This is a genomic window from Streptomyces seoulensis, assembly GCF_004328625.1.
Taxonomy (GTDB): domain Bacteria; phylum Actinomycetota; class Actinomycetes; order Streptomycetales; family Streptomycetaceae; genus Streptomyces; species Streptomyces seoulensis.
On the sequence record NZ_CP032229.1, the window covers coordinates 412935 to 436503 of the forward strand.

Here is a 23569-nt window from a genome sequence, read left to right on the forward strand (position 1 = left end):
CTCAGGACGACGTGGAGCCGGCCTCGTCGGCGAGTTCCCCGCCCGGCCCGACCGCCTCGGCGGTGCCGTCCGCGCGGGCGGTGAGGTACTCGGTGGTGCCGGTGAGCGCCAGCATCCGGATCAGCTGCACCGGCCGGTGCCGCAGATGCAGGGTGACGCCCGCCGGATGGGTCCGCCTGCGCAGCGTGAGCAGGGCGGCCAGCCCGCTGGAGTCGAGCAGGCGCAGGCCCGCGCAGTTGATGTGCAGCTCGCGCAGGGCCGGGCCGTGCTCCACGGCGTGCGCGTCCAGTGCGTTGCCGACCACGTCGAGGAACTCGTCCCCGGACTCGAAGTCGAGGACGCCCTGGAGCGTCAGCCGTATCGTGCGCGGGTCGACGGCTTCGACGGTGACGGAGAAGCCGACGGGCTGGTGGAGGGTCATGCGGTCTTTCCTGGGCCGGGACGGGGTCGAGTGGCGGACGACGCGGGGAGGGCCTCGGCGGCCTCCTTCAGGAAGGCGAGGGCACGGGGGAAGTCGCGCAGCTCCCCCGCCAGGATGTCCAGTCCGGTCCGCAGGCTGTGCGGGGGCACACGGCGGGCCTTCAGGATCTCCGCGGTCCACGTGACGAAGCCGGTGAACAGCTCCGCGTCGTCCACGTAGAGGGCGGTGGCCAGGAAGTCGACGATGTGCGCGAGGTCCTCGGCGGTGCGCTCGCGCTGCGCCTCGGTGTACGCGCGCATGCCGGGCCAGCGCGCCTCCAGCTCCGCGAGGGACTGCCGGACGAGGGCGGACCGGTTGCCCTTGATCAGGGTGTACTCCTGGTCCGCCAGGTGGGGCAGGTCGTCGACCTGCTGCCGTGGCGTCGACTCGGGGCGTACCAGGCCGTCGGCCAGCAGCCCGGCGGCGGCGCGGGCGTCCGGGGCCCAGGCGTCGGCGCCGATGAGACGCGCGTAGCGGCCGTCCGCGCCGAAGGCCGCGCCGCCGACCATGACGGGGATGCCGACGGACTGCACGGCCGTCACCGCGGTGTGCGCGCTCGGCAGGTGCAGGGGCAGCGAGGCGGAGAGCAGCGTGGCCGCCGGGTTGGTGGCGTGCAGGTGCGCGATCAGATGCGGGGTGGTGGTGTGGGCGCCGAGGAAGTCCACCTGCCAGCCGCGCCCGGTGAGCACCTCGGCGAGCAGCCGGGCGGGCAGCACATGCCATTCGCCGTCCACGCAGGCGACCGTGATCCGGGGCCGCGCCGGGTCGCCGGCCGGGGCCGGTACCCGGTGGGCGAGGGCGGCGATGACCCGGTCGATGATCGCGGTGGCCGCGTGCTCCTCGGCGACGCTGATGCGGTCGGCGGCCCATTCCACGCCGACCCGGCGCTGGACCCCGCCGAGCACCTCCAGCAGGAGGCTCTCCCGGCCCGCTCCCGCGTCGGCAGCGGCGAAGACCTCGCGTACGGCGGCCGCCTCGTCCTTGGCGATGACGGCCGTCCACAGCCGCTCGGACAGCTCCTCGCGCTCGTCCACCGCCGCGCCGGTGCCGACGGTCATCGGCGGACCGCCTTGGGCCGGGCGGTGCCGGCGTGGTGGCCGTCGACGGAGTGCAGGGCACCGTGGCCGCCGGCCGGGTTGGTGATGGCGAGGCTGGCCATGTCGTCGTGCCGGCCGCCGCCGAGCCACTGCGCCGCGAGCATCTGCACCCGCTCCACGACCGCTTCCGCGGGCATCCGGGCACACGGGCCGAGGGCCGCCCGCAGGCGCTCCTCGCCGAAGAACTGGTCGCCCAGCGGGCCGCCGGAGGCTTCCGTGATGCCGTCCGTGTAGAGCAGGCAGGTCTCCCCCGGCGCCAGCGACACATCGGCGCTGTGCGAGGTGATGTCGGGCATGGCGCCGACGAGCTGCCCCTGTGTGGGAGCCTCCTCCACCCGGCCGTCGCTTCTGATGATCAGCGGCGGCAGATGACCGGCGCTGGTCAGCCGGAGCCGGACATGGCCCGAGCGGCGGGTGACGGAGGCCAGCACCAGGGTGGCGAACCGGGTGTGGTGCGAGTTGAGCAGCGCGCCGTTGAGCAGGGAGAGCACCTGCTGGTGGTCGGCGGACAGCGGCAGCAGCGCGTGCAGGACGCTGCGGATCTTGCCGGTCAGCACGGCGGCCTCCAGCCCCTTGCCGGCCACGTCGCCGAGGACGACGAAGGTCTCCTTGTCCGCGTCCGTGCCGGGATGGACGTCGTAGAAGTCGCCGCCCACCCGCTCGTGGTCCCGGGCCGCCCGGTAGGCGCCCGCGTACTCGACGCCATGCACGCGCTCCAGGCGCGGCGGCAGGAGTTCCCGCATGAGGGTGGAGGTGATCGAACGCTGTTCGGCGTACAGGCGTGCGGCCGACAGCGCCACACCGGCCCGTGCCGCGAACAGACGGGCGAAGACCTCCTCGCCCTCGGAGAACGCCTGGTGCGTGCTGGAGCGCAGCAGGATCAGTACGCCGGCGGGCACGCCGTGGCCCGGCAGCGGGGTGACTATGACGGAGCCGATCGGGCCGTCGAAGCCCTCGGGCACGGCCCAGCCGGGCAGCTCGGCCGGGTCGATCCAGCGCGCGGGGACCGGCGGGAAGCCCTGGAGGGCCTCCGCGAGTCCGGCGACCGAGCGCGGGTCGATCGGCAGCTGCGTCTGGGTGACCTCGCCGTCCGCCCGCGCGTAGGTCAGCGGGTGGCGGCGGCCCTGGGCGGGGGCGACGATGATCGCCGCGTCCGCGAGGTGGCCCGCGGCCATCCGGGCGGTGACCGTCATGCACCGCTCGACGTTCAGCGAGGACAGCAGGGCGCTGGAGACCTCGGCGAGCAGGGCGGCACGCTCCCGTTCGCCGCGCAGCGCCTGCTCGGCGAGACGGCGGTCGGTGTCCTCCAGCAGCCACCACACCACGATGCCGTCGTCGCAGGCGGAGGGGTGCGCCTCGAAGCTCCGGCCGGCCACCTCGCCCGAGACGGCCTGCACCGGCGTACCCGCCAGACGCAGCGTGCGGTCGGCGGCGGCCAGCCACGCGGGCATCGCCGTCGCCGTGATGGAGTCCCCCGGCACAAGCGGTATCAGGCGGCGTGCCGCCTCATTCGTCTCGATCAGGGTCCCGTCGGCGTCGACCACCAGCACGGGGCAGGGGGCGTTGTTCCACGCCGTGTCGACGTCGACACCACCGGCCTGCGGACTATCGGGTGTACCCGGAGAAGAAGTCACAGTCGGGGAGCGCGAGCGTGCGCTCCACCACCTCTCTGTCGATCGAGAACGTTTACCGACGACAACGGTCTCGCATCCACCGGCTGCATGCAACGCCCGACAGATTTCCGCACATATTCACCACACGCAGGTGAAATCGCCCTCTTGACGGGCCGACCGCGCTGGGTGCGGAGAAGGGGTCAGGCGGGCAGCAGGGACTCGTCCTGGGACTGCTCGCCGGACAGCAGGGAGTCGTCCTCGGGCTGTGCGCCCGGCAGCCGGTGACGGGCGGCGATCAGGGCCGCGTCGATGTCGCGGGTGCCGGTGACGACACAGAGGGTGTAGGCGATGTCGTCCATCCGCCGCTGCACTTCGGCGCTGCCCTCCTGGGCCCGCAGGACGCACAGCGCGTCATACTGCTCGATCAGGTTCTGCAGCACGGCGGGGTGGGCCATCAGCATCTCGGGTTCTCCCTCTGACCAGCTATCACATGGGTCCTACACGAACCCGGTTACCCTGAGCGCCCTCGGACACACCTGTGTTTCTTCACCCGATCGCCCCCCGACCTACCGGAGATCTCCCCGTGCCCGCACCCCTCGGCGACGATCTGCTCGCGCTGCTGCGCCGCGCCGCCACCTGCTACATCGCCACGACGATGCCCGACGGCTCCCCTCAGCTCACCCAGACCTGGGTGGACACCGACGGCGAGCACGTCCTGATCAACAGCGTGGAGTCCCATCAGAAGACCCGGAACATCGCGCGTGACCCCCGGGTGGCCGTCGCGGTCGCCGACCCCGCCGACCCGTCGTCGTACACGCAGATCCGCGGCCGGGTGGTGAAGGTGACCACCGAGGGTGCGGTCGATCACATCGAGGCGCTCGCGCAGCGGTACCTCGGCGGTCCCTACCCGTGGTTCGGCGGGCGGGACCAGGTGCGCGTGATCTATGTCATCGAGCCGGAGCGGATCAGCGCCCCTCGCGGCTGAGGAGCTACGCGGCCTCGGTCCCGGCCTCGCCCTGGCCGGCCGGGGCCGCCGTCCGCTGCCGGCCGCCCGGGATCAGGCGCAGATGGCGGCCCCTGGCGTGGCGTGGCGGTTTGGGTCCGCGTGCCAGCCAGTCCTCGGTGCGGTCCATGCCGTACAGCAGCATGGTCACGACCGGCAGCAGCAGAATTGCGACGATGGCCACGGTGGGGGCTCCTCCCCGGCAGACAGCCCTGTACGGGTGCCCGCCGCGCCTTCGCCCAGCGGGCGGCCCCTGTGAAGGTGCGGTGCCTTTCCGGTGCCCCCGCCGGGCGAGCGCACGCCCGCCGATCTCGCCGCCGGGTCAGGCCCCCGTCGTGGACGGCGGCACCGACGGGCCGCGCCGTGTAACGGGCCGTTCACCTCGGGCGGGACCCGGGGGAAACACACGCTTCGTAGCCTGGCGCGCCGGCCTCCGTCCGGCAGTGCTGCCGGACGGGGCTCCCCCGGCACCCGTACGGAGAGAGGCGTGGCATGAGCGCGACAGAGTCACGACCGACCACAGAGACGGCTGAGGGCCCGGCGACACCGGCCACCAGCCAGGCGACCAAGGAGACGCTGGAGGACTACACCCTCCGCTACGCGCCCCGGAGTTACCGCCGCTGGACCCCGATGGTCGTGGCCACCACGGCGCTCGGCGGCATCGCGTACATGGCGGACTTCTCGATCGGCGCCGGCATCGGACTGGCCCACGGCACCGGCAACGCGCTGGTGGCGATCGCGGTGGCCGCCGTGGTCATCTTCGTCACCGGCTTCCCGCTCGCCTACTACGGCGCCCGCTACAACATCGACCTGGACCTGATCACGCGCGGCTCCGGCTTCGGCTACTACGGCTCGGTGCTGACCAGCGTCATCTTCGCCAGCTTCACCTTCATCTTCTTCGCCCTCGAAGGCTCGATCATGGCCCAAGGCCTCCGGCTCGGGCTCGGACTCCCCTTGTGGATCGGCTACTTGGTCTCCACGCTGATGGTGATCCCGCTGGTGATCTACGGCATGAAGGCGCTGAGCAAGCTCCAGGTGTGGACGACACCGGTGTGGCTGGTGCTGATGGTGGGGCCGCTGGTGTATCTGATCGCCACCGACCCGGGCACGGTCGACCGCTTCCTCTCCTACGCGGGCACCGACGGCGACGGCGGCGTGAACACCGCCTCCGTGCTCCTCGGCGCGGGCGTCTGCCTCTCCCTCATCGCGCAGATCGGCGAGCAGATCGACTACTTGCGCTTCATGCCGCCCAAGACCGAGGCGAACAAGGGCCGTTGGTGGACGGCCGTGGTGATGGCCGGGCCGGGCTGGGTGGTGCTCGGCGCGCTGAAGCAGGCGATCGGTGTCTTCCTCGCCGTCTACATCCTGGCCTCGGTCGGTCCCTCGGTCGCGCCCGAGCCCATCCAGCAGTTCAAGGGCGCCTTCGACGCGATGCTGCCGTCCTGGCTGGTGGTGCCGCTGGCGGTGGTGCTGGTGGTGATCAGCCAGATCAAGATCAATGTGACCAACGCCTACTCCGGCTCGCTCGCCTGGACCAACTCCTTCACCCGGCTCACCGGGCGCTATCCCGGCCGCATGGTGTTCGTGCTGGTCAACCTGGGCTTCGCGCTCGCCCTGATGGAGGCCGACATGTTCAGCTTCCTCAACGGCATCCTGGGCTTCTACTCCAACTGCGCCATCGCGTGGGTCGTCACCGTGGCCACCGACATCGGCGTCAACAAGTACCTGTTGAAACTCTCCCCGCTCGCACCGGAGTTCCGCCGGGGCATGCTGTACGCGGTCAACCCGGTGGGCGTGGTGTCCTTCGTCGCCGCGTCCGGGCTGTCCATCGCGATGTACTTCCACGCCTTCGGCGACACCCTCCAGCCGTACTCCCCCGTCGCCGCCGCCGTCATCGCCTTCGCCCTCACCCCGCTGACGGCCGTGGCGACCCGGGGCCGGTACTACCTGCGGCGCACGGACGACGGCATCCCGGAGCCCCTGCTGGACGCGGACGGCAACCCGAGCGGCACGGTGTACGACTGCCATGTCTGCCACCAGGCGTACGAGCGGCCCGACGTGACGGCGTGCGCCACCCATGACGCCGTGGTCTGCTCGCTGTGCCTGAGTACGGACCGGGTCGGCGACCATGTGCTGCCCGTATCAGGCGAGTTGCTCGCGTAGCACCTCCTCCATGCCGACGGGGGCGCGGCCGATCAGGGTGGCGAGGGCCGGGTCCTGGGCGGCGAACTCGCCGGCGCGGGCGGCGGTGAAGACGCCCAGCAGACCGTCCACCCGGTCGGCGGGGAGCCCGGCCTCCGCCAGGTGCCGCCGGAACGCGTCGTCCGGCACGGTGGTGCGGGTGAACGGGCGGCCGGTGATGCCGGTGGCGAGGGCGGCGAGGTCCGCGAAGGTGAGGGACCGGGTGGCGGTGAGGGGCGGGGTGGGGCCGTCGTAACGCCCCTCGTCGGCCAGGATCGCGGCGGCGCCCTCGGCGAGGTCGGCGTGGGCGGTCCAGCTCACCGGGCCGTCCTCGGGGAGCGCGACCTGTCCCGAGCCGACGGCGGGGCCGAGGAACTGGAGGGCGCTCGCGGCGTAGAAGCCGTTGCGCAGCGCGGTGTACGGGACTCCGCAGGTCCGCAGGATCTCCTCGGTGGCGGCGTGGTCGCGGCACGCCTGGAAGTGCGAGTCGGGGCTCGCGCCCATGTGGCTGGTGTACAGCACGCGCCGGGCGCCCGCCTTCACGGCCACCTCGATCGCGGTCCGGTGCCGCTGGACGGCTTCCTCGCCGAACTGGTCGACGGAGACGATCAGCACCTGGGCGGCGCCCTCGAAGGCGTGGGCGAGGCCGGCGGGGTCGGTGAAGCCGCCCTCGCGCACCCGGACGCCCCGCGCGGCGAGGTCCTCGGCCTTCTCCGGGTCGCGGACGCTGACGCCGACGCGGTCGGCGGGGACGCGGCGCAGGAGGTGCTCGACGATCTGGCGGCCCAGTTGGCCGGTGGCGCCGGTAACGATGATCACGGGTTCTCCTTCTCGTGTTTCCGATTCACTGTTTCCGCTGGAATCATCTATACGGTAACACTGATATTTTCGGGGTTACCGCTCGGCGGGTATCGTTGGAACATGCAGAGTGGAGCCCCTGAGGAGACGGCGACCGGTGAGGCCGCGGGTCGGGAGGTGACGCGGCAGCGGGTCGTCGAGGCGGCGATCGGGCTGCTGGAGCGGGAGGGCCGGGAGGCGGTGACGACGCGTGCCGTCGCGGCCGCGGCCGGGCTGCAACCCCCGGCGATCTACCGCCTCTTCGGTGACAAGGAGGGCCTGCTGGACGCGGTGGCCGAGCACGGTTTCCACGCGTTCCTCGCCACCAAGCACGGGGCCCCGGAGCCGGAGGACCCGGTCGAGGGGCTGCGCGCGGGGTGGGACCTGGCGGTGGAGTTCGCCGTGGACAACCCCGCGCTGTACGCCCTGATGTACGGCGAGCCCAGCCGGGCCGCGTCGGCGGCCTTCCGGACCGGGATGCGGATGCTGAAGGAGCGGGTGCACCGGCTCGCCCTCGGCGGCTGGCTCCGGGTGGACGAGGACCTCGCGGTGCAGATCATCCACGCCACGGCGCGGGGTGCGGCCCTGACCTGGCTGTCCCTGCCCGAGGAGGCCCGGAACCCCGCCCTGCTGAGCATCCTCCGGGACGCCATGACCAACGCCGTGACCGACCCGGAGCCGGCGGTACGGGACACCGGTCCGGCGGGGGCGGCCCGCGCCCTGCGCGCCGCCCTGCCCGAGCAGACCGTCCTCAGCGGGGCGGAGCGGCGACTCCTGCGGGAGTGGCTGGACCGTCTGTCGTAAGGCTCAGAACGCCCACCGGGTGTGGGTGAAGAGACCGCCCTCCCGCCCGAACCCGTACGCCGTACCGGGCTCCACCGCGAACACCACGGCCCGCCCGGTGCGGAACGCGTCCGAGATCCCGTGGAAGGTGCCCTCGGGCGACGTGATGTGCGCCCCGTACTTCGCCTCGTAGGCCGCGATCACCTCCTCCACCTTGGCCGGGTCGGAGACCTGCTCCGCCCTCCCCTCGACGATGAGATCGAGCCCCTCGGTGAGGGAGTTCCGCCCGGTGGTCAGCGCGCAGTGCGCGTTGTGCGCGAGGTTCTTCGCCTTCTGCTCCTCCGGCCCGGTGGAGAAATACAGCACCCCCTCGTGCCAGGCGGCGATGACCGGGGTGACGTGCAGCCTGCCGTCGGGCCGCACGGTGGACACCCAGAAGATCTCCGCCTCCTCCAGGCGGCGCTGGGCCTCCGGCCAGGGGGTGGGGGTGACGTTCTCGGCACCGGGACGGGGGTGGATGGCGGAGCTGTAGCGGGGGTCCAGATCGGTGGTGGGCATGGCGGACTCCTCTCGTCTGCCTGACCAACGAGGACCGACCGGTATTGGTCGCCACCTCACCCACCCGGAGGCTTCCGACGAGGGTCTGGTACGTCTCCTCGGTGCTGCGGGAGGCCCTGCTGGACTGGTGGGCCGGATCGGCGCGTCAACTACTGGACGCGCTGCGGGACTCCGGCCCGGATCGCATGCTGGACCTGGTGGGAGACCTCGCAGTCACCGCAGACAGTGGGCGCCGCCGCCCGCCACCAGCTCCAGGAGATCGCGGTACACACCTACGACGCCCAGCTCACGGCGGGCGCCCCGCAGCCCCTGCCCACGGAGGTGGCCCTCGACGGCGTCGACGAGTTCCTGTCCACCTGCTGCGCGACGACAAGCCCGTGGCCCCACCAGCCGGCCACGGTCGACTACCAAGCCGTGGAGGGCAGTTCCTGGCGCCTCACCCTCTCCCCCGGCGGAGCACGGGCGGCCCCGCCTCCCCGACACCGCCGCTTCGGCCGACGCCTCCCTCCTGGGCACCGCCGCCGAGCTGGTCCTGGCCCTGCACGGCCGCATCCCGGTGGACTCCCTCAAGAGCGACGGCGACCGCCGCCTCTTCGACCAGCTCCTGGACTGGGACCCGGATGCACCGTCCAGTTGATCCACGCCGAGGCTCGCGGACGGGATCGTCGACCCGCTTCAGCCGACCAGGCGACGGCGCCAGTCCAGTGGGGTGACGGTGATCGCCCGGCCGGGATCACGGTCCCACTCGGCGTGGAGGCCGACGGCTTCCAGGGCGGCCACGACCTCCTCGCCGACGGCCGCGGTGGTCTCGGACGAGTTGTCGAAGCCGCCGTAGAGGAGCGTCAGCCCGTGGCCGGCCGCGGCGGAATCCGTGCACTGGTCGTGGAAGTAGACGTAGCCGCGCGCATCGGGCTCGCCCTCACCGCCGATCTCGGCCTGGCCACAGCCGCGGCAGCAGGTGAAGTTCTCACGGGCCGTGATACCGGCCTCCCGCAGGGCGGTGAACGCACGGGTGAGCCGTTCGGGATCGGTCTCGCCCCGCCACCCGGCCTGCTCCGCGACCCGCTCCAGCCACAACCGGTCGGCCAGCACCTCCGCCTGCCCCCGCGAAACGGGTCGGCGGTCACCGGCGACCAGGTACTCCTCCGCGAGTTCGGCAAGTTCGGCGCGGGAGACGTAGCCGGCGACCAGCACCTCACGGACGCGCCCCTCCAGCTCCCCGCGCTCGTCCTCATCGAGGTCGAGCGGAGGCACTTCCCGGGCGGGGCCCATGTCCAGCGGCGACCAGGCCAGAGCACCGCCCCAGCCGGCCTCCTGGCGCACCCAGCCGGTCATCGCCGCGATCACGGCTTCGGGCCCGTCGGCCATCGCCTGGAAGTGCCGGTCGGCGGACCCGTCGCGGTACTCCACCGTGTAGTCACCGCCGGCCTGGTGCCAGACCTGGGCGAAGACGTCGGGCAGGTCGGGTATCCGCTGCACCACCAGGAACCGGTCACCGTCACCACCGATACGCCGAACCAGCACGGCCAACTCCTCGGCGGACACGCGGACGAGCCGCTCCCGGTTCTCCGCCTTCACCACGATCTCGAGCATGCCCGCACTCTGACACACCCCACTGACAACGGACCTACTCATCCCCAGCTGCACGAACCAGCGCCCGGCACGCGCGCGCGGAGGCGCTGCGCCGCCGCCGGACGCGCACCCTCACCCCTCCTCCAACCGCCCCAGATGCGCCGTGACATCGTCCACCAGCCGCCCCAACAGCCGCCCCAGATCGGCCCGCTCCTCGTCCGTCCAGCCCGCGATCGCCTCGGCGAACCACCCGACCAGTGAGCCGGCGTAGCGGTTCGCCGCCTGGGCCCCCTGCTGGGTGGGCTCGATGAGGCTGGCGCGGCGGTCGTGGGGGTCGGCGACGCGGTGGACGAGGCCGCGCCGTTCGAGGGCCTGGACCTGGCGGGTGACGTGCGGGCCCACGACCTGCATCCGCTCCGCGATCTCACCGATCCGCAGCGGGCGGTCCGCCACATGGAGGGTCACCAGGACCCCGACCGCGGGCCGGTCCAGCGCGAGCCCGGCCGCCTCGGCAGCGCGCTCGGCGAGCCGGCCCCGGTTGACGGCGTTGCTCAGCTGGGCCAGACGGGGCACCACCGCGAGCACGTCGGCCGACGGGGCGTCGGGGGTCTCTGGGTTCACATCGCACTCCATTTGCATACCTTAGTTAGGTATCTATATCCTCCAGACAGGAAGGACCCCGGGAGTCTCCCATGCCTTCCAAAAGGATACCTAAGGTACGCATCTTCGCCCACCTGTCCGGAAGGACCCCGCCGTGACCCGATCCACCCCCCGCACCGTCCTCATCTCCGGCGCCAGCATCGCCGGCCCCGCCCTCGCCTACTGGGTCGGCGCCTACGTCCTCGCCGGTGAGCTGGCCACGCGGGCCGACCACACCGAGGCGTTCACCGCGTACGAGCGGATCACCCGGGACTTCGTGGAGGCCAACCAGGCCCTCGCCACCGCCGGGGGCACCTTCATCACCCCCACCACGCGGGAGATGCTGGACGCCCGCAACGCGGCTCTCCAGGACGCCGCCGCCCTCAACGGCGAGGAGGGCCGCGCCGCCCACGCCGGCCTGGTGCTGCCGGACTACGCGGGCTGACCCTTCAGCGCGCCACCAGGCTCGATCCCCGGACCACCAGCTCCGGTCGGAGCACGACCCGGCGGTGTACGTGTCCTCCGGTGTTCTCCGACTCCGTCTCCTCCAGCAGGAGTTCGGTCGCCAGCGCGCCCATCGTGACTGCGGGCTGGCGTACCGAGGTGAGCGGGACCGCCGAGGCGGCGGCGAACTCGATGTCGTCGTAGCCGACGATCGCCATGTCCTGGGGGACCTTGACGCCCGCCGCGTAGAGGGCCTGGAGGACGCCGAGGGCGAGCAGGTCGTTGGCGCAGAACACCGCCGTGGGGCGCTCGGCGAGGCCCAGAAGGCGGGCGCCCGCGTCGCGGCCGGCGGCCACGTCCAGGCGTTCGGTGGGCAGTTCGCGCAGCACCTCAGGGCCCAACCCGGCCTGGACGAGCGCGAGATGGGCGCCCTCGCGGCGGTCCCTGACCTGTTTGAGCTGGGTCGGCCCGCTGACGTAGGCGATCGAGCGGTGCCCGGTGTCCACGAGGTGGCGCACGGCGAGGGCGCCGCCCGCCACGTCGTCCACGGAGACCGAGCACTCGGTGGTGCCCTCGGCCACCCGGTCGACCAGGACGAACGGGATGCGGTGGCGCCGGAAGGCGTCGATGTTGCGGCCCGTGGCGTCGGTCGGGGTCAACAGCACGCCGCGCACCCGGTGTTCGGCGAAGAGGGAGAGGTACTCGGCCTCCTCGGCGGGGCTCTGGCCGCTGTTGCAGACCATGACGCCGATCCCCGCCTCCCGCGCGGCCCGTTCGGCGCCCCGGGCCACGTCCACGAAGAAGGGGTTGCCCATGTCGAGGACGAGCAGCGAGATGATCCGGCTGCGTCCGGCCCGCAGTTGGCGTGCGCTCTCGCTGCGTACATAGCCCAGCCGGTCGATGACGGCCTGGACGCGCAGCCGGGTCTCCTCGGTGACCGAGTCGGGGCGGTTGATGACGTTGGAGACGGTGCCCACCGAGACCCCCGCGTGCCGGGCCACGTCCTTGATGCCGACTCTGCCTGCCATGCGCGCCCTGCTCCGTTCCGCCGTCCCCACCCCGCACCCAGCCTATGCCGGGTCAGAACCTGTACCGGTCGATGTTGTCCCGGTCGAAGACGGTGGGTGCGCCGAGGTCGATGACGCCCTTGTCCCCGAGGGTGAAGGTGCCCAGGCTCCCCGCCTCGAATGTCTCGCCGCGCCGCCCGGTGATCTGCCCGGAGGAGAGGGCTACGGAGGCGTGCGCGGCCAGGGCGCCGAGCTTGGCGGGGTCCCAGAGTTCGAAGGCGTCGACGGTGCCGTTCTTGACGTAGCGGCGCATGTCGTCCGGGGTACCGAGGCCGGTCAGGCGGACCTTCCCCTTGTACTTGGAGCCGGAGAGGTACTGGGCGGCGGCCTTGATGCCGACGGTGGTCGGGGAGATGATCCCGGCCAGCCTCGGGTGTTCCTGGAGAAGGCCCTGGGTCTGCTGGAAGGACTGCTGGGCGTCGTCGTTGCCGTAGGCGGTGGTGACCAGCTTCATGTCCTTGTACCGGGGCTTCTTCAGCTCGTCCTTCATGAAGCCGATCCAGGTGTTCTGGTTGGTGGCGGTCTGCGCGGCGGAGAGGATCGCGATCTCCCCCTTGTAGCCGAGCTGTCTGCCGAGGAGCTGGACCTGGGAGCGGCCGAGGGCCTCGGCGCCGGCCTGGGACACGAACACGTCGCGGCACCCGGTGTTGGTGTCGGAGTCGTAGGTGACGACCTTGATGCCGTTCTTCATGGCCTGCTTGAGCGCCGTGCACAGGGCGCCGGGGTCCTGCGCGGACACCGCGATGCCGTCGACCTGCTGCTGGGTGAGGGTGTTGACGTAGGAGACCTGGCCGGAGGTGTCGGTGGCGCTGTTCGGGCCGACCTCCTTGTAGGAGGAGCCGAGTTGCTTCAGGGCCTGCTCGCCGCCCTTGTCGGCGACCGTGAAGTACGGGTTGTTGACCTGCTTGGGCAGGAAGGCGACGGTGAGGCCCTTCTTGGTGGGGGCGTGCGGGTCGGCCTTGGCGTGGGAGGCGTGGGCGCCGGCGTCGTCGTCCGCCACGGACTTCTTGGTGGTGCCGCCGCAGGCGGTCAGGGCGAGGGCGAGCGAGACGGCGGCGGCGAGCGCGGCGCACGCCGGGCGGAGGGCTGGGGTGGGCATCGCGGGTGGGTCCCTTCAGGAGGCGTGCGGCAGGGCGGTGGCGGCGCGCACAGCCCGTGCGGTGCGGGCGGCGGCGATCCGGCGGGCGAGGCGCGGGCCGAGTACCGAGGCGACGAGCAGGATGCCGGTGACGACGATCTGCGACTGCGCGGAGACGTTGAGCAGGCTCATCACGTTCTGCAGGGCGCCGAGCAGGAAGACCCCGGCGACGGCGCCGCCGAGGGTGCCCCGGCCGCCGTCGAAGCTGATGCCGCCGAGCAGCACGGCGGCGACGACGGAGAGTTCGAGCCCGGTGGCGTTGTCGTAGCGGGCGCTGGCGTAGTGCAGGGCCCAGAAGATGCCGGTGGCGGACGCCAGCAGCCCGGTGGCGGTGAACAGCCACAGCTTGTGCCGCTTGACCCTGATGCCGGCGAACCGGGCCGCCTCCTCGTTGGCCCCAATGGCGAACAGGGACCGCCCGAAGGGGGTGGCGTGCAGGACGAGGACGGCGACGGCGAGCAGCACCAGGAAGGGCGGCAGGGCGTACGGGACGAAGCTGCCGCCGATGCGGCCCGCCGCGAAGTCGAGGTACCGGCCGGGGAAGTCGGTGACCGCGTCGGAGCCGAGGACGATCTGCGCGATGCCCCGGTAGGCGGCCATGGTGCCGATGGTGACGGCCAGGGACGGCAGCCCGAGCCGGGTCACCAGCAGCCCGTTGACCAGCCCGCAGACCACCCCGAGCAGCAGGCACAGCGGGATGATCGTCTCGATCGCCATTCCCGCGTTCCACAGCGCGCCCATCACCGCCCCGGACAGCCCGGCGGTGGAGGCCACCGAGAGGTCGATCTCCCCGGAGACCACGAGCAGCGTCATCGGCAGCGCGATCAGCGCGACCGGCAGGGTGCTGCCGATCAGGAACGACAGGTTGAGGGCGTTGCCGAAGCCGTCCACGAAGGCGAAGGACAGCAGGAGCAGGACGAGCAGCAGGGCGCCGACGACCGTGTCCCAGCGGACGGCGCGTACGAGGGCCGAGTCAGTCATGGCGGAGGTCCCTCCGGTGCGGCGCGGACCGTTTCTTCAGGGCGCGGGCGACGCGCAGCGCCACGATCCGGTCGACGGCGATGGCGAGCACGAGCAGGACCCCGTTGATGGCGAGCACCCATACGGAGCTGGCGCCGAGCGCGGGGAGCACGCTGCCCACGGTGGTGAGCAGCAGCGCGCCGAGCGCCGCGCCGTACACGCTCCCCGAGCCGCCGGTGAAGGCGACTCCCCCGACCACCACGGCGCTGACGACGGTGAGTTCGTAGCCGCTGCCGGTGGAGCTGTCGACGTTGCCGAAGCGCGCCAGGTAGAGCGCCCCGGCGAGTCCGGTGAGGGCCCCGCAGGCGACGTAGGCGGCCAGGACGCGGCGGCGTACGGGGATGCCGGCGAGCCGTGCCGCCTCCGGGTGGGAGCCGAGCGCGTACAGTTCGCGGCCGCCGCCGAAGTTGCGCAGGTAGTAGGCGGTGGCGACGAGCACGGCGAGGGCGATCAGGGCGAGGTAGGGAACGGCGGACAGGCCCCCGGAGCCGAAGTCGGTGAAGGCGTCGGGCAGGTCGGAGGCGGTGATCTGGCGGGAGCCGACCCAGATGGAGTCGGCGCCCCGGACGATGTACAGCGTGCCCAGGGTGACGACGAGGGCCGGGACCCGGCCGAGACTGACGAGAGCGCCGTTCAGCAGCCCGCACCCGATGCCGAGGGCGACGGCCAGCAGGACCGCGACCAGTGCGTTGCCGCCGCCCTGGAGGAAGTCCCCGGCGGCGAAGGCGGTCAGGCCCAGCACGGAGCCGACGGACAGGTCGACGTTGCGGGTGATGACCACCAGCGCCTGACCGGAGGCGACCAGCACCAGGATCGTCGCGTTGAGCAGCAGGTCCTTGACGCCCTGCGCGGAGAGGAACTCCGGGTTGTCCGCCTGGGTGACGGCGACCATCACCAGCAGGACGGCCAGGATGGCGAGTTCGCGGAGCCTGAACACCCGGTCCAGCAGCCGGGTCTCCGCCGCCGTGCCCGGCTCGACGGTGGGCGCGGGGGTGCGGCCGGTGACGGTCATCGCGCCCTCCCCGTGGCCGCCGCCAGGACGGATTCCTCGGTGGCGTCGGCGCGGGGCAGCTCGGCGGTGAGCCGGCCCTCGTGCATGACGAGGACCCGGTCGGCCATGCCGAGGATCTCCGGCAGGTCGGAGGAGATCATCAGCACCGCGACCCCGTCCGCGGCGAGCCCGGACAGCAGCCGGTGCACCTCGGCCTTGGTACCGATGTCGATGCCCCGGGTCGGCTCGTCCACGATCAGCACCCGGGGCCCGGTGGCGAGCCACTTGGCGAGGACCACCTTCTGCTGGTTGCCGCCGGACAGGGTGCCCACGGCGTCCGCGATCCGCGCGTACTTGACCTTCAGCCGGACCGCCCAGTCCAGCGCCCGGCCGCGCTCCGCACCCCGGTCCACCAGACCGGCCCGTACGGTCGAACGCAGGCCGGTCAGGCCGATGTTGCGCTCGATGGACATGTCCATCACCAGCCCTTGGGCGCGCCGGTCCTCCGGCACCAGGACCAGCCCGGCGGCCATGGCGGCGCTCGGGGAGCCGTTGGTGAGCGGCCGGCCGCAGACCTCGGCGGTCCCGGCGTCCCACTTGTCGACGCCGAAGACGGCCCGCGCGACCTCGCTGCGCCCGGCGCCGACCAGTCCGGCGAGGCCGACGATCTCTCCGCCGCGCACATCGAAGGACACATCGGTGAAGACGCCCTCGCGAGTCAACCTCCGCACGCTGAGCGCCACTTCACCGGGCTCGGCCGGTTGCCTCGGGTACAGCTCGCCGAGGTCCCGGCCGACCATGCGGCGGACCAGGGTGTCCTCGGTGAGGTCGGCGACCGGCTCGGAGGCGACCACCTCGCCGTCCCGCAGCGTGGTGACGTGCCCGCAGAGACCGAAGATCTCCTCCAGCCGGTGCGAGACGAACAGGATCGCGCAGCCCTGGTCGCGCAGGGCGCGGACGACACCGAAGAGGCGGGCCACCTCGCTGCCGGTGAGGGCGGCGGTCGGCTCGTCCATGATGAGCACGCGGGCGTCGAAGGAGAGCGCCTTGGCCGTCTCCACGAGCTGCTGGTCCGCGATGGAGAGGCCGCGCGCGGGCCGCTCGGGGTCGAGTCCGACGGCGAGACGGGCGAAGAGCGCCCCGGCGGCCGCGTTCATGGCCCGGTGGTCCACGCGCCGCAGGGAGCGGCGGGGCTGGCGGCCCATGAAGATGTTCTCGGCCACGGACAGGTCGGGAAAGAGCGTCGGCTCCTGGTGGATGACGGCCACCCCGGCGTCGCGGGCGTCGGCCGGGCCGTGCAGGACGACCGGCTCGCCGCGCAGCGACAGTGATCCGGCGTCGGGCCGGTGCACCCCGGCGAGGGTCTTGATCAGGGTCGACTTCCCGGCGCCGTTCTCGCCCGCGAGGGCGTGGGCCTGGCCGGCGTACAGCTCCAGGGAGACGTTCCGCAGGGCGCGCACGGCACCGAAGGACTTGCTCAGGCCCTGCGCGGCCAGGACGGGGGGCTCCGGCATGGGGGGCTCCGGCATGGGTCACACCGATCGGTCGGTCGTGAAAGGTTTCAGGGAATTGCAGGGAAGCTAAACCCGGCCCAACTACCGAGTCAATGGGCGGGACTTGAAAAGGACGGAGGGCAGCAGGTGCCCTTGACGGGACTCGCGAGCACCCCTAGCTTCGCCTTCTGTGAAACGATTCATCGCCGAGTCGTTACGGAGCCGACCGTGATCAGCAGAAGACGACTGTTGGGCACCACCGCCGGGACCGCCCTCGCCGCCACCCTGGCCCCGGGCGCCCCCGGGGCCCTGGCCGCCGCACCGCGCGCCGGGCACCCCACCCTCCGGGTCTCCCGGCCGACCGTGGAATACGTGCGCAACCCCCTGGGCATCGACACGCCCCGGCCAAGGCTCAGTTGGCCGATGACCGCCGAGGGGCACGACCGGACGCAGACCGCCTATCAGGTCCGGGTCGCCACCCGTCCGGACCGCCTGACCGCGCCGGACGTGTGGGACAGCGGCCGGGTGAAGTCCGCCGACTCGGTCCTGGTCCCTTACGCGGGGCCGGAGTTGAAGGCGCGCACGCGCTATCACTGGCAGGTGCGCGTCTGGGACGGTGCCGGTCAGGTGGGCGCGTGGAGCGAGCCGGCCTGGTGGGAGACGGGCCTCACGGCAGCCTCCGACTGGACGGCCCGCTGGATAGCCGCTCCGGGCAGTGTTGTCGGGGCACCTTCCCTGGAGGGCGCCTCCTGGATCTGGTTCCCCGAGGGCGATCCCGCGAGCAGCGCCCCGGCCGCGACCCGCTGGTTCCGGGGCCGGGTCGAGGTCCCGGCCGGGGTGACACGGGCCCGCCTGGTCATGACGGCCGACGACGGCTTCACCGCCCATGTGAACGGCGTACCCCTGGCGCACACCGAGCCGGACGGCCCGGCGGAGAACTGGAAGCGTCCGGTCGTGGTGGAGGCTCAACTGGATGCGGGTACGGCCGTGTTCGCGGTGGCCGCGACCAACGCCAGTGAAGGACCGGCGGGTCTGCTCGGTCTGGTCGAGCTGACCACCGCGTCCGGTGTGCACACCGTCGTGACCGACGCGTCCTGGAGGACGGTGGCCAAGGAGCCCACGGGTGACTGGCGTTCGGCCGGCTACGACGACAGCACGTGGTCGGCCGCCAAGGTCGTCGCCCCCTGGGGGCAGGGCCCTTGGGGCAAGGTGACCCCGGCCTGGTCCCCCGCCGCGCAGTTGCGCCACGAGTTCCGCGTCCCCGCCGGGAAGACCGTCGCACGGGCGCGCCTGTACTCCTCCGCGCTCGGCCTCTACGACGCCCACCTCAACGGCGCCCGCGTGGGCGAGGACCGCCTCGCGCCCGGCTGGACCGACTACCGCGAGCGTGTCCAGTACCAGACCCACGACGTCACCGCGCAGCTCACCTCCGGCGTCAACGCCCTCGCCGTGACCCTCGCGGCGGGCTGGTACGCGGGCAACATCGCCTGGTTCGGACCGCACCAGTACGGCGAACGCCCGGCCTTTATCGGCCAGTTGGAGATCACCTACACCGACGGCTCGACGGACCTGGTGCTCTCGGACTCCCGCTGGCGCGCGGCCACCGGGCCGGTCACGAGCGCGGACCTGATCTCCGGCGAGGAGTACGACGCCCGCCGGGAGACACCGGGCTGGACACGGGCCGGCTTCGACGACACCGGCTGGACGCCCGTGGACGAGGCCGACAAGGTGGCGGCGAGGCTGGTCGCCCAGGTCGACGGCCCCGTCCGGGTCGAGCGCGAGGTCGCCGCGAAGAAGGTCACCGAGCCGAAACCCGGCGTCTTCGTCTTCGACCTGGGCCAGAACATGGTGGGCGCGGTCCGCCTGCGCGTCCGGGGCGAGCCGGGCACCTCGGTACGGCTGCGCCACGCCGAGGTACTGAACCCCGACGGCACGCTGTACACGGCGAACCTGCGCACGGCTCGGGCCACGGACCGCTACGTCCTCAAGGGCGGCGGCACCGAGACCTTCGAGCCGCGCTTCACCTTCCACGGCTTCCGGTACGTCGAGGTGACCGGCTTCCCTGGCAGGCCCCCGCTCGACGCGGTCACCGGCCGGGTGCTGCACACCTCGGCCCCCTTCACCCTGTCCTTCAAGACCAACGTGCCCATGCTCAACCAGTTGCACAGCAACATCACTTGGGGCCAGCGCGGCAACTTCCTCTCGGTCCCCACGGACACCCCGGCCCGCGACGAGCGGCTCGGCTGGACCGGTGACATCAACGTCTTCGCGCCGACGGCCGCCTACACCATGGAGTCGGCGCGCTTCCTCACCAAGTGGCTGGACGACCTGCGCGACGGCCAGTCGGCGGACGGCGCCTTCCCGAACGTGGCCCCCGTGATGGACGTCGGCGCCGGCGCGGCGGGCTGGGGCGACGCCGGGGTGACCGTGCCGTGGGCGCTGTACCGGATGTACGGGGACCTGCGGGTGCTGGAGCACGCCTGGGCGTCGATGGTGAGGTGGCTGGACCATCTGAAGGCGCACAGCACCGGCTACCTACGGCCCGACGAGGGCTACGGGGACTGGCTGAACCTCCAGGACGAGACCCCGAAGGACGTCATCGGCACCGCGTACTTCGCGCACAGCGCCGATCTGGTGGCGCGGGCGGCCGAGGCGCTGGACCGGGACCCGGAGCCGTACCGGACGCTGTTCGGCCGGGTGCGGGACGCCTTCCGGGCCGCGTACGTCACCGGGGGCGGGCGGGTGAAGGGGGACACGCAGACCGCGTACGTCCTGGCGCTCTCCATGGACCTCCTCGCCGACGCCGACCGCGCGCCCGCCGCCGCCCGGCTGGTCGAGCTGATCGAGGCGCGGGACGGGCATCTGTCCACCGGCTTCCTCGGCACCCCGAGGCTCCTGCCCCTGCTCACCGACACCGGTCACACCGAGGTCGCCCACCGGCTGCTGGCCCAGCGCTCGTACCCCGGCTGGGGCTATCAGATCGACCGGGGCGCCACCACGATGTGGGAGCGCTGGGACTCCATCGAGCCCGACGGCACCTTCCAGGACGCCGGGATGAACTCCTTCAACCACTACGCGTACGGCTCGGTCGGCGAGTGGATGTACGCCCACCTCGCCGGGATCGCGCCGGCCGCGCCCGGCTTCCGGAAGATCCTGGTGCGGCCCCGGCCGGGCGGGGAGGTGACCGAGGCGCACGCCCGCTTCGACTCGGGGTACGGACCCGTCTCCACCGACTGGACGACGGGCGCGGAGGGGTTCCGCCTCACCGTGTCCGTACCGCCCAACACCACCGCCGAGGTGTGGATACCCGAGGGCCGCCAGAAGGCCCAAGTCGTCGGCGGCACGGCCAGGCTGCTGCGCCGGGAGGACGGCTGCGCCGTCTTCGCCACGGGCTCGGGCACCCACCGGTTCACCGGCTGACCACCCATCCTCCAGAAGGGCTGCGCGATGACCAGTAAGGACGAGCCCCGCTCGCGGGAGGCCGTGAAGGCGGCGCTGGGCGCCCAGACGGTCGAGACCCCGTCCTGGGCGTACGCGAACTCCGGCACGCGCTTCAAGGTCTTCGCGCAGCCCGGCGTACCCCGCACCCCCTTCGAGAAGCTGGACGACGCGGCCCGCGTGCACGCGCACACCGGCGTGGCGCCGGCCGTCGCCCTGCACATCCCGTGGGACCGCGTGGACGACTACGGCGAACTGGCCGCCCATGCCGCGAAGTTGGGGCTGCGGATCGGCACCGTCAACGCCAACGTCTTCCAGGACGACGACTACCGGCTGGGCTCGGTCACCAACCCGGACCCGGCGGTGCGCCGCAAGGCGGTCCGGCATCTGCTGGACTGCGTGGAGATCATGGAGGCGACCGGGTCGCGGGACCTGAAGCTCTGGTTCTCCGACGGCACCAACTACCCCGGCCAGGACGATCTGCGGACCCGCCAGGACCGGCTCGCCGAGGCCCTGCGCACGGTGTACGACCGGCTGGGCGACGGCCACCGGATGCTGCTGGAGTACAAGCTGTTCGAGCCCGCCTTCTACGCCACCGACGTGCCGGACTGGGGCACCGCCTACGCGCACTGTCTCCAACTCGGCCCGAAGGCACGGGTGGTGGTCGACACCGGGCACCACGCGCCGGGCACCAACATCGAGTTCATCGTGGCCAGCCTGCTCCGCGCGGAACGGCTCGGCGGGTTCGACCTCAACTCCCGGTTCTACGCGGACGACGATTTGATGGCAGGCGCCGCCGACCCCTTCCAGCTCTTCCGCATCATGTACGAGGTGGTGCGCGGGGGCGGGCTCACCCCGGACGTGGCCTTCATGCTCGACCAGTGCCACAACATCGAGCCGAAGATCCCGGCGATCATCCGTTCGGTGATGAACGTCCAAGAGGCCACCGCGAAAGCACTGTTGGTCGATCCCGAGGCCCTGGCCCACGCCCAGCGCACCGGTGACGTGCTCGCGGCCAACGGGGTCCTGATGGACGCGTTCAACACGGACGTACGGCCGCTGCTCGCCGAGGTGCGCGAGGAGGCGGGACTCGACCCCGATCCGATGGCCGCCTACCGGCGTTCGGGCTGGGCGGAACGGATCGTGTCGGAACGGATCGGCGGCGAGCAGGCGGGGTGGGGCGCGTGACACGGCAGGCCGACGCGGTGGACGAACTCCTGGCACGGGCGCACCGGTTGGGCGCCGACCCACGCAACACCAACTACGCGGGCGGCAACGCCTCCGCGAAGGGCACGGCCGTCGATCCGGTGACCGGTGACGACGTCGGGCTGCTGTGGGTCAAGGGCTCGGGCGGCGATCTCGGCACCCTCACGACCGAGGGGCTGGCCGTGCTGCGCCTGGACCGGCTGCGCGCGCTGACCGGTGTCTACGCGGGAGTCGAGGCCGAGGACGACATGGTCGCGGCCTTCGACTACTGCCTGCACGGCAAGGGCGGTGCCGCGCCGTCCATCGACACCGCCATGCACGCCCTGGTGGACGCGGCCCATGTGGACCATCTGCACCCGGACTCCGGTATCGCGCTCGCCTGCGCGGCGGACGGTGAGAAGCTGACCGCCGAGTGCTTCGGCGAGCAGGTGGTGTGGGTGCCGTGGCGGCGGCCCGGTTTTCAGCTCGGGCTCGACATCGCCCGCGTCAAGGAGGCCAACCCGCGCGCGATCGGGGTGATCCTGGGCGGGCACGGCATCACCGCCTGGGGTGACACCTCCGCCGAGTGCGAGCGCAACAGCCTGCACATCATCCGCACCGCCGAAGCCTTCCTGGCCGCGCGCGGGAAGGCGGAGCCCTTCGGCCATCTCGTCTCCGAGTACACACCGTTGGCACCGGAAACACGTCGGGAGCGGGCGGCCGCCCTGGCCCCCACGATCCGCGCGCTCGCCTCCCAGGACCGGCCGCAGGTCGGCCACTTCGACGACTCCGCCGAGATCCTGGAGTTCCTGTCGCGCGCCGAGCACCCGAGGCTGGCCGCGCTCGGCACCTCCTGCCCGGACCACTTCCTGCGCACGAAGATCCGCCCCCTCGTCCTGGATCTGCCTCCGACCGCCCCGCTGGACGAAGTGCGCTCGCGGCTGCGGGAGTTGCACACCGCTTACCGCGAGGAGTACGCGGCCTACTACGCCCGGCACGCGGGTCCCGGCTCCCCCGCGATGCGCGGCGCGGACCCCGCGATCGTGCTGATTCCGGGCGTCGGCATGTTCTCCTTCGGCCGGGACAAGCAGACGGCGCGGGTCGCCGGCGCGTTCTACCGCAACGCCGTCAACGTGATGCGCGCGGCCGAGGCGGTGTCGTCGTACGCGCCCATCGAGGAGCGGGAGAAGTTCGGGATCGAGTACTGGGATCTGGAGGAGGCCAAGCTGCGCCGGATACCAGGACCGCGCCCGCTGGCTACCCGGATCGCGCTGGTGACGGGTGCCGGTTCCGGTATCGGCCGGGCGATCGCGCACCGGCTGGCCGCCGAGGGTGCCTGTGTGGTGGTGGCCGACGTCAAGGGCGCGGAGGCGGTGGCCGAGGAGCTGGGCGGGGCCGACCGGGCCGTCGCGGTCACCGTGGACGTGACGAGCGAGGAGCAGATCGCCGCCGCGTTCCGCCGGGCGGTGCTGGCCTTCGGCGGGGTGGACCTGGTCGTCAACTGCGCCGGGCTCTCCGTGTCCAGGCCGCTGCTGGAGACGACGGCACGGGACTGGGACCTCCAGCACGCCGTCATGGCCCGCGGCTCCTTCCTGGTGTCCCGCGAGGCGGCACGGGTGATGACGGAGCAGGGGCTCGGCGGCGACATCGTCTACATCGCGTCCAAGAACGCGGTGTTCGCGGGTCCGGACAACATCGCCTACTCGGCGGCCAAGGCCGACCAGGCCCATCAGGTGCGCCTCCTGGCGGCGGAGCTGGGCAAACACGGCATCCGGGTGAACGGCGTCAACCCGGACGGTGTGGTGCGCGGCTCCGGCATCTTCGCGGGCGGCTGGGGTGCCCGGCGCGCGGCGACGTACGGCATCCCGGAGGACGAGCTGGGCGCCTTCTACGCCCGCCGCACCCTGCTGGGCCGCGAGGTCCTGCCCGAGCACGTGGCCGCCGCGGTGTTCGCGCTGACCGGCGGGGACCTGACCCGCACGACGGGTACCCACATCCCGGTGGACGCGGGTGTGGCGGCCGCGTTCCTGCGGTGACCGCCGCACACGCG

The 23569-nt window shown here is 72.3% G+C and carries 21 protein-coding genes and 1 pseudogene; 8 read left to right on the forward strand and 14 right to left on the reverse strand.

The window, feature by feature from the left end:
- Position 1 precedes the first annotated feature (1 nt).
- The 4 genes from D0Z67_RS01915 to D0Z67_RS01930 all read right to left on the reverse strand — a co-directional run bounded on the left by D0Z67_RS01915 (position 2) and on the right by D0Z67_RS01930 (position 3631).
- Positions 2–421 (reverse strand): STAS domain-containing protein, encoded by a 420-nt coding sequence (locus D0Z67_RS01915; protein ID WP_051887542.1) that lies wholly within the window; start codon positions 419–421, stop codon positions 2–4.
- Entirely contained in the window at positions 418–1518 is a 1101-nt protein-coding gene (locus D0Z67_RS01920; RefSeq protein WP_031180418.1) for a cobalamin B12-binding domain-containing protein, read from the reverse strand. The genes D0Z67_RS01915 and D0Z67_RS01920 overlap by 4 nt, the downstream gene beginning before the upstream one ends.
- Positions 1515–3191 carry a GAF domain-containing SpoIIE family protein phosphatase gene (locus D0Z67_RS01925; protein WP_051887541.1) on the reverse strand — a complete coding sequence of 559 codons (1677 nt, stop codon included), beginning with the start codon at positions 3189–3191 and terminating at the stop codon, positions 1515–1517. Before D0Z67_RS01925 ends, D0Z67_RS01920 begins: the two co-directional genes overlap by 4 nt.
- Before the next feature lie 179 nt (positions 3192–3370).
- Positions 3371–3631: a DUF5133 domain-containing protein gene (locus D0Z67_RS01930; RefSeq protein ID WP_051887540.1), complete on the reverse strand. Its 261-nt coding sequence runs from the start codon at positions 3629–3631 to the stop codon at positions 3371–3373.
- A 122-nt stretch (positions 3632–3753) separates the two neighbouring features.
- Between D0Z67_RS01930 and D0Z67_RS01935 the strand changes: the two genes are divergently transcribed.
- Entirely contained in the window at positions 3754–4155 is a 402-nt protein-coding gene (locus D0Z67_RS01935; RefSeq protein ID WP_031180415.1) for a PPOX class F420-dependent oxidoreductase, read from the forward strand.
- Between the two features lie 4 nt (positions 4156–4159).
- Here the strand turns inward: D0Z67_RS01935 and D0Z67_RS01940 are convergent, their stop codons facing one another.
- Positions 4160–4357 (reverse strand): hypothetical protein, encoded by a 198-nt coding sequence (locus D0Z67_RS01940; protein ID WP_031180414.1) that lies wholly within the window; start codon positions 4355–4357, stop codon positions 4160–4162.
- Positions 4358–4665: 308 nt separating this feature from the next.
- On the opposite strand from D0Z67_RS01940, the gene D0Z67_RS01945 reads away from it, so the two are divergent.
- A complete protein-coding gene (locus D0Z67_RS01945; RefSeq protein ID WP_031180413.1) occupies positions 4666–6336 on the forward strand; it encodes a purine-cytosine permease family protein in 1671 nt (556 codons plus the stop codon).
- Here D0Z67_RS01945 and D0Z67_RS01950 read toward each other — a convergent pair.
- A complete protein-coding gene (locus D0Z67_RS01950) occupies positions 6316–7173 on the reverse strand; it encodes an SDR family oxidoreductase (protein ID WP_031180412.1) in 858 nt (285 codons plus the stop codon). The two genes, D0Z67_RS01945 and D0Z67_RS01950, sit on opposite strands and share 21 nt — an antisense overlap.
- Positions 7174–7275: 102 nt before the next feature.
- Here D0Z67_RS01950 and D0Z67_RS01955 point away from each other — a divergent pair, with 102 nt between their 5' ends.
- Positions 7276–7995 (forward strand): TetR/AcrR family transcriptional regulator, encoded by a 720-nt coding sequence (locus tag D0Z67_RS01955; RefSeq protein ID WP_031180411.1) that lies wholly within the window; start codon positions 7276–7278, stop codon positions 7993–7995.
- A 3-nt stretch (positions 7996–7998) separates the two neighbouring features.
- Here the strand turns inward: D0Z67_RS01955 and D0Z67_RS01960 are convergent, their stop codons facing one another.
- Positions 7999–8532 (reverse strand): pyridoxamine 5'-phosphate oxidase family protein, encoded by a 534-nt coding sequence (locus D0Z67_RS01960; RefSeq protein WP_031180410.1) that lies wholly within the window; start codon positions 8530–8532, stop codon positions 7999–8001.
- A gap of 107 nt (positions 8533–8639) precedes the next feature.
- On the opposite strand from D0Z67_RS01960, the pseudogene D0Z67_RS30065 reads away from it, so the two are divergent.
- A pseudogene (locus D0Z67_RS30065) lies at positions 8640–9169 on the forward strand (maleylpyruvate isomerase family mycothiol-dependent enzyme); the annotation flags it as partial.
- Positions 9170–9207: 38 nt separating this feature from the next.
- Here the strand turns inward: D0Z67_RS30065 and D0Z67_RS01970 are convergent.
- Complete coding sequence (locus tag D0Z67_RS01970; protein ID WP_031180409.1) at positions 9208–10125, reverse strand: DUF6891 domain-containing protein; 918 nt, start codon at positions 10123–10125, stop codon at positions 9208–9210.
- 111 nt (positions 10126–10236) lie between these two features.
- Positions 10237–10737: a MarR family winged helix-turn-helix transcriptional regulator gene (locus tag D0Z67_RS01975; protein ID WP_107059537.1), complete on the reverse strand. Its 501-nt coding sequence runs from the start codon at positions 10735–10737 to the stop codon at positions 10237–10239.
- Between the two features lie 121 nt (positions 10738–10858).
- On the opposite strand from D0Z67_RS01975, the gene D0Z67_RS01980 reads away from it, so the two are divergent.
- Complete coding sequence (locus D0Z67_RS01980; RefSeq protein WP_037774637.1) at positions 10859–11188, forward strand: Rossmann-fold NAD(P)-binding domain-containing protein; 330 nt, start codon at positions 10859–10861, stop codon at positions 11186–11188.
- Between the two features lie 4 nt (positions 11189–11192).
- Here the strand turns inward: D0Z67_RS01980 and D0Z67_RS01985 are convergent, their stop codons facing one another.
- From D0Z67_RS01985 to D0Z67_RS02005, 5 genes are read right to left on the reverse strand one after another with little or no spacing between them, the layout of a single operon-like run.
- Entirely contained in the window at positions 11193–12215 is a 1023-nt protein-coding gene (locus D0Z67_RS01985) for a LacI family DNA-binding transcriptional regulator (protein WP_031180407.1), read from the reverse strand.
- A gap of 52 nt (positions 12216–12267) precedes the next feature.
- Complete coding sequence (gene rhaS / locus D0Z67_RS01990) at positions 12268–13353, reverse strand: rhamnose ABC transporter substrate-binding protein (protein WP_031180406.1); 1086 nt, start codon at positions 13351–13353, stop codon at positions 12268–12270.
- Between the two features lie 15 nt (positions 13354–13368).
- Complete coding sequence (locus D0Z67_RS01995) at positions 13369–14373, reverse strand: ABC transporter permease (protein WP_031180405.1); 1005 nt, start codon at positions 14371–14373, stop codon at positions 13369–13371.
- Positions 14366–15424 carry an ABC transporter permease gene (locus D0Z67_RS02000; RefSeq protein ID WP_031180404.1) on the reverse strand — a complete coding sequence of 353 codons (1059 nt, stop codon included), beginning with the start codon at positions 15422–15424 and terminating at the stop codon, positions 14366–14368. The genes D0Z67_RS01995 and D0Z67_RS02000 overlap by 8 nt, the downstream gene beginning before the upstream one ends.
- On the reverse strand, positions 15421–16917 hold the full coding sequence (locus D0Z67_RS02005) for a sugar ABC transporter ATP-binding protein (RefSeq protein WP_199812155.1): 1497 nt from the start codon (positions 16915–16917) through the stop codon (positions 15421–15423). Before D0Z67_RS02005 ends, D0Z67_RS02000 begins: the two co-directional genes overlap by 4 nt.
- A 207-nt stretch (positions 16918–17124) precedes the next feature.
- Here D0Z67_RS02005 and D0Z67_RS02010 point away from each other — a divergent pair, with 207 nt between their 5' ends.
- Genes D0Z67_RS02010 through D0Z67_RS02020 form a run of 3 tightly spaced genes read left to right on the forward strand, consistent with a single transcriptional unit; the run spans position 17125 to position 23555 of the window.
- Entirely contained in the window at positions 17125–20316 is a 3192-nt protein-coding gene (locus D0Z67_RS02010; protein WP_031180402.1) for an alpha-L-rhamnosidase, read from the forward strand.
- Between the two features lie 27 nt (positions 20317–20343).
- A complete protein-coding gene (gene rhaI / locus D0Z67_RS02015; RefSeq protein WP_031180401.1) occupies positions 20344–21522 on the forward strand; it encodes an L-rhamnose isomerase in 1179 nt (392 codons plus the stop codon).
- A complete protein-coding gene (locus tag D0Z67_RS02020) occupies positions 21519–23555 on the forward strand; it encodes a bifunctional rhamnulose-1-phosphate aldolase/short-chain dehydrogenase (protein ID WP_031180400.1) in 2037 nt (678 codons plus the stop codon). The genes rhaI and D0Z67_RS02020 overlap by 4 nt, the downstream gene beginning before the upstream one ends.
- Positions 23556–23569 lie beyond the last annotated feature (14 nt).